This window comes from Lacinutrix sp. MEBiC02595 (assembly GCF_053601555.1).
In genome coordinates this window covers 1-460 of sequence record NZ_JBSHNU010000071.1, presented here as the reverse complement: position 1 = coordinate 460, position 460 = coordinate 1, and the positions used below count along the sequence as shown (strand labels likewise).

The 460-nt window shown below is 38.3% G+C and carries 1 protein-coding gene; it reads left to right on the top strand.

Annotated features, from left to right (window positions below):
• Positions 1-460 (top strand): HYR-like domain-containing protein (locus ACVCZW_RS00305; RefSeq protein ID WP_452231326.1); only part of this gene is annotated, 460 nt, incomplete at both ends.

Genomic DNA, 460 nt, shown 5'->3' with positions numbered 1-460 from the left:
CAGATACCCTAAGTTTTTCTGAAGGTGGAAGCACCACAATAAACTGGAACTTTGATGATGGTAATGGAAACTCTATTTCTGTACCACAAACCTATAATTATGATGATACGACGAATCCTATAGCTCCAACATTAGCTTCTGTTACTATAGATTGTAACGGAACATTAACTGCTCCTACAACGACTGATGTTTGTGCTGGATCGATTACTGGAACTACTACAGACACGCTTTCTTTTGTTGAAAGTGGAAGCACCACAATAAACTGGACATTTAATGATGGTAATGGAAACTCTATTTCTGTTCCGCAAACTTATAATTACGATGATACGACGAATCCTATAGCTCCAACATTAGCTTCTATTACTGTAGATTGCAACGGAACATTAACTGCTCCAACAACGACTGATGTTTGTGCTGGATCGATTACAGGAACAACGACTGATACGCTTTCTTTTGTTGA